The 5,529-nt window shown below is 66.8% G+C and carries 6 protein-coding genes; all 6 read left to right on the forward strand.

The window, feature by feature from the left end; all coding sequences use genetic code 11:
- Window positions 1-1,145: tRNA (N6-isopentenyl adenosine(37)-C2)-methylthiotransferase MiaB (miaB, locus tag AC1DQP_RS15500; protein ID WP_478051951.1), on the forward strand; the 1,145-nt coding region annotated here is incomplete at its 5' end.
- A gap of 613 nt (window positions 1,146-1,758) precedes the next feature.
- On the forward strand, window positions 1,759-2,742 hold the full coding sequence (locus tag AC1DQP_RS15505) for a PhoH family protein (RefSeq protein WP_256776205.1): 984 nt from the start codon (window positions 1,759-1,761) through the stop codon (window positions 2,740-2,742).
- 45 nt (window positions 2,743-2,787) lie between these two features.
- Window positions 2,788-3,273 carry an rRNA maturation RNase YbeY gene (gene ybeY / locus AC1DQP_RS15510; protein ID WP_256776206.1) on the forward strand — a complete coding sequence of 162 codons (486 nt, stop codon included), beginning with the start codon at window positions 2,788-2,790 and terminating at the stop codon, window positions 3,271-3,273.
- Between the two features lie 29 nt (window positions 3,274-3,302).
- Entirely contained in the window at window positions 3,303-3,899 is a 597-nt protein-coding gene (locus tag AC1DQP_RS15515) for a hypothetical protein (RefSeq protein ID WP_457319087.1), read from the forward strand.
- A gap of 65 nt (window positions 3,900-3,964) precedes the next feature.
- Entirely contained in the window at window positions 3,965-4,846 is an 882-nt protein-coding gene (locus AC1DQP_RS15520; RefSeq protein WP_256776208.1) for an HlyC/CorC family transporter, read from the forward strand.
- Window positions 4,847-4,854: 8 nt separating this feature from the next.
- On the forward strand, window positions 4,855-5,529 hold a 675-nt coding region (locus AC1DQP_RS15525; protein ID WP_478051952.1), incomplete at its 3' end, for a lipoprotein N-acyltransferase Lnb domain-containing protein.

The following is a 5,529-nucleotide window of genomic DNA, read 5'->3' on the forward strand; positions in this document are numbered from 1 at the left end:
AGCTGGGCTACTGGAAGGCGCTGAAGAACAACGGCCGCGGCGTGATCATCGGCGTGGGCGGCTGCGTGGCCTCGCAGGAAGGCGAGGCGATCATCAAGCGCGCCCCGCACGTGGACCTGGTGTTCGGCCCGCAGACCCTGCATCGGCTGCCGGAGCTGATCCGCCAGCGGCGCGAATCGGGCAAGTCGCAGGTGGACATCAGCTTCCCCGAGATCGAGAAGTTCGACCGTTTGCCTGAGCCGCGCGCCGAGGGCGGTTCGGCGTTTGTGTCGATCATGGAAGGCTGCTCGAAGTACTGCTCCTTTTGCGTGGTGCCCTACACCCGCGGCACCGAAGTCAGCCGTCCCTTCGAGGACGTGGTGGTGGAAGTTGCACAGCTGGCCGCGCAGGGTGTGCGCGAAATCAACCTGCTGGGCCAGAACGTCAATGCCTACCGCGGTCCGTATGGGGACGGTGAGTTCGCCGACCTGGGCCTGCTGATCCGCACCATCGCCGAGATCGACGGTGTTGGCCGGATCCGGTTCACCACCTCGCACCCGCTGGAATTCAGCGACTCGCTGGTGGATGCCTACCGCGATGTGCCGCAGCTGGCCAATTTCCTGCACCTGCCGGTGCAGGCCGGCAGCGACAAGGTGTTGTCGGCGATGAAACGCGGTTACACGGCCCTGGAGTTCAAGGCCAAGATCCGCAAGCTGCGCGCCGTGCGGCCGGACATCTCGATCAGCTCGGACTTCATCGTCGGCTTCCCCGGCGAGACCGAGGCCGACTTCGAAAAGACCATGAAGCTTATCGAAGACATCGGCTTCGACCACAGCTTCTCCTTTATCTACTCGCGTCGCCCGGGTACCCCCGCGGCCGATCTGGAAGACACGATCAGCGATGCCGAAAAGCACGCGCGCCTGTCGCGCCTGCAGGCGCGCATCAACGAACAGGCTGCGGCGATCTCGGCCAAGATGGTCGGCACCGTGCAGACCGTGCTGGTGGAAGGGCCCTCGCGACGCGATCCGAACGAGTTGACCGGCAAGAGCGAGAACATGCGCTCGGTGAATTTCCCCGGGCACCCGCGCCTGATCGGGCAGTTCGTCGATGTGGTGATCACCGAGGCGTACAGCAATTCGCTGCGCGCGCGGATGGTGACGAGCTGAGGGCGCGCCGGCCAGCGGCGGCGGCACCTCGGGCCGCCGTTCCCACCAGCGCGCCCCACGCGGCATAATGCCGCGCACCMGGCGCGCGACTGCGCCTGCACCGCCGGCAGTGGGCGGCGGTGCGGGTCTGTTCAAGCTGCAGCAGCGAGGTTCCGGCGCGGACCAGCCGACCCGTCGCAGCCAACGGCACCCATCGGCCGGACACAGACACGACCAGTGACATCGGACGCCGTTCTGCAGGAGGAGATGCGCCGTCGCCTTGCGCACACCTCCGTGAAGAAGAGGTCAGTCAACGCCGCGCTGGTCATGAAATGATCACCTGGCGCAGACCCTTGCCGCCATGGGCGCCACGGTGCTTATCCACATGTTTCTCCAACATCCACCCACAACCGCTGTGGATGAACGCGCGCGGCGTGACGCTTTTTTGACCACGACCGCGGATCGTCTGCCGCACTAGGGCCCACGCAAGCTATCCACAGGTTGCCGCACCGTCCTTGCACAGACACTGTGGAGAACCGCGCCTTCGCTGGCGGCCAACGTGGCTGCGCGCTACCCTGTGTTTCCCATCCCAACGCTGCGGCCGGGTCGCTTCGACCGATGGCTGCCTGACGCAATGACGGCACTTGCACAACGCGACTTCACCCTGGTCCCGGAAGACAACGAACGCCTGGCCAATCTGGCTGGCCCGTTCGACGAGCACCTGCGCCAGATCGAACTCAAGCTCGGCGTGGAGATCGCCAACCGCGGCCCTGTGTTCCGCGTGACCGGCCCCAAGCGGGTGATCGAAGAAGCCAAGACCCTGATCGAGGCCCTCTACGCCGAAGCGGCCGAGGTCACCTTCGACAGCCACGCCATCCACCTGCGGCTGAACCAGGCCAACGTCGAACACGTCGTCGACGGGGCCTATGAGGCGCAGGACGTGACCATCAAGGTCAAGCGCGGCACGGTGCGCGGGCGCGGCGCCAACCAGGCGCGCTACCTGCACCAGATCACCACCCACGACATCAATTTCGGGATCGGCCCGGCCGGTACCGGCAAGACCTTCCTGGCAGTGGCCAGCGCGGTGGACGCGTTGAACGAGTCGCGCGTGCAGCGGCTGATCCTGGTGCGCCCGGCGGTGGAAGCCGGCGAGAAGCTGGGCTTCCTGCCCGGCGACCTGAGCCAGAAAGTGGACCCGTACCTGCGCCCGTTGTATGACGCGCTGTACGAAATGCTGGGCGTGGAAAAAGTGCTCAAGCTGCTGGAAAAAAACATCATCGAGATCGCGCCGCTGGCCTACATGCGCGGGCGCACGCTCAACGATGCGTACGTGATCCTGGACGAAGCGCAGAACACCACCGTCGAGCAGATGAAGATGTTCCTGACCCGTCTCGGCTTCGGCTCGACCGCCGTGGTCACCGGCGACCTGACCCAGACCGACCTGCCCAAGCACGTCAAATCCGGCCTGCGCGATGCGATCGAGGTGCTGCGCGATGTCGAGGGCGTCAGCTTCACCTTCTTCGAAGCCCGCGACGTGGTCCGCCACCCGCTGGTGGCACGCATCGTCAGCGCGTACGACCGCCGCGACCTGCAGCAGGTAAAACCCGGCGCGGAGTAGACGTACACTGTCCACTTCCGATTGATCTGAACTACCGGTATCGCCATGACCAAGGGCCCCGTCCGCCTCGATGTAGCCGTCAGCTACGCCCTGCCCCGTGCCGGGCTGCCCTCGGCGGTGAGCTTCCGCAAGTGGGTTGCCGCCGCGCTCAAGGGCCGCATCCGCGAGGCCGACCTGGCCATCCGCATGGTCGATGCCAAGGAAGGCCAGTCGCTGAACCGGCATTACCGGGGCAAGGATTACGCCACCAACGTGCTGAGCTTCCCGGCCGAGGTGCCCGAGGGCCTGCCCAAGGGCGTGAAATTCCCGCTGCTCGGGGACCTGGTGATCTGCGCCCCGGTGGTCGCGCGCGAGGCGGAGGAGCAGGACAAGCGACTCAACGCCCATTATGCGCACCTGACCGTGCATGGCGTGCTGCACCTGCTGGGCTGGGATCACGAGGACGACAAGGAAGCCGAGGCCATGGAGCAGCTGGAACGCGACATCCTGGCCGAACTGGGCATCGACGACCCCTACGCCAACGAGAACTGAGCCGCCCGCCGGTGACCCACGGATTTTCGATGATCGCCTTCAAGACCGCCTGCCTGGGCCTGCTGGCCCTGCTGCCCGCCACCAGCGTCGCCGCCCCGCTGGACCTGGCCGCCCTGATCGAATGCCGGCAGGGGCTGGCCGACTACAACGCGGTGGCGCCGGTCGTGGCCGACCCGCTCAAGGCGGTAGCCAACGGCCTGCAGCCGCTGCCGCAGTCCAATCAATTCATGAGCGAATTCCGCCTGGCCATGCCCGTGACCGTATTCGGCCAGCAGACCGAGTACATCGCCGTGGCCGGGGCCAGCATCATGGCCATCCTCGACCTGGCCGACCCGCGCCCGATGGCCAAACGGCTGGCGCTGGAGGATGGCGTGGACAACCCGGACAAGTTCATGGCCGGGCGCGAGCTGGTCAGCCGCGACGTCACCGACCCGACGACCGGCGAGCCGATGATCGAATCGGTGATCCTGAGCCTGTCCACCGTCAAGACCCACCCCGGCAAGACCCTGGCCGGCTGCACCTACAGCCTGGACCTGCCGCCGGAGGAGGAACCGGCCCCGGACGCCGCCCCGGGCGCCCCCGCCCCCGGCGGGCCCGTGAAGGCAGCGCCCGCCGGCGGACGCTGACAGCGGCGCGCATCCTGCTAGACTGAATCCAACGCCCGGCTCGCCGGGTGCCTTTTTTTCCAGAGATGTCTGAAGACGACAGTAGTGGCTCCAATGTGGAGCAAAACGAAAAGAAGCGCAGCTGGCTCGAACGCCTGACCTCTGCCTTCTCCGGCGAACCCCACACCCGCGACGAGCTGGTGGCGGTCCTGCACACCGCGCAGGAAGATGGGCTGATCGCCGCCGACACCCTACGCATGATGGAAGGCGCGATTTCGGTCGCCGAGCTGACCGTGGGCGACGTGATGATCTCGCGTTCGCAGATGGTCTCGCTGCCGGTGGAGGCGCCCTTCCTGGAACTGATGAAGCAGGTGGTCGAATCCGGCCATTCGCGCTTCCCGGTGCACGGCGACAACAAGGACGACATCCTTGGCGTGCTGCTGGCCAAGGACCTGCTGCGCGGCGTGGTCGCCGACCACGGTCCGGCCAACGTGCGCGAACTGCTGCGCCCGGCGGTGCTGATCCCCGAAGCCAAGAAGCTCAACGTGCTGCTCAAGGAGTTCCGGCTCTCGCGCAACCACATGGCCATCGTGGTCGATGAGTACGGCGGCGTCGCCGGGCTGGTCACCATCGAAGACGTGCTGGAGCAGATCGTCGGCGAGATCGACGACGAGCACGACGAGGCCGAGGACCACACCGCGCAGATCGCCATCCAGGCCGACGGCCAGTACGTGGTCGATGCGCTGACCGCGATCGAGGATTTCAACGAGCGGTTCGGCGCCGACTTCCCCGACGACGACTACGACACCATCGGGGGCCTGGTCACCGAGGCGATCGGCCACCTGCCCGAAACCGGCGACGAGCTCAGCCTGGACCGCTTCGTGTTCCGGGTGGCGCGTGCCGATGCCCGCCGCGTGCAGGCGTTCCATGTGACCGTGCTGTCGGCGGACACCGACACCGAGGATTGATCAACGCCATGCGGCCCCTGCTGAAGCGGTGGCCGTCGTGCCGCCTGTTGTTCCTGTCGTGGTTGCTCCTCCTGGCCAGTGTCCCGTTCGCGGCGCTGGCGCAGGAGGCTGCCGCCACGTCCTCCGATACGCCGGTCGCAAGCGATGAAGCACCCGCGCCCGGTGTCGCTGCGGACATGTCCCCGGCGCCACGCATTGGCGTGGTGACCATGCAGCCCGGCGAGATCTTCTTCGAGCGCTTCGGCCACGATGCGCTGGTCGTCCTGGACCCGCGCAATGGCCAGGCCATCTCCTACAACTTCGGCTATTTCGATCCGGGCGAGCCGGACTTCATCGGCCGCTTCGTGCGCGGCGACATGATGTACTACCTGGTGGCGCTGCCGCTGGACGAAGACATGTCGTACTACCGCGAGAGCGGCCGCGGCGCCAGCATCCAGTGGCTGGACCTGGACCCGCAGCAGGCCCGCACGCTGGCCGCAGGCCTGGCCGAACGCGCCAAGCCCGAGAACGCGCGCTACCACTACGACTACTACACCGCCAACTGCGCCACGATGGTGCGCGACACCATCGACCAGGCGCTTGGCGGCGGCCTGCATTCGCAGCTGTCCGGTCGCTCGCGTGGCAACACCTACCGCAGCGAATCGGTGCGGTTGGCCTCGCCCTCGCCATGGATGTGGCTGGGC

The sequence above is a fragment of the Stenotrophomonas sp. P5_A8 genome (genome assembly GCF_056400545.1).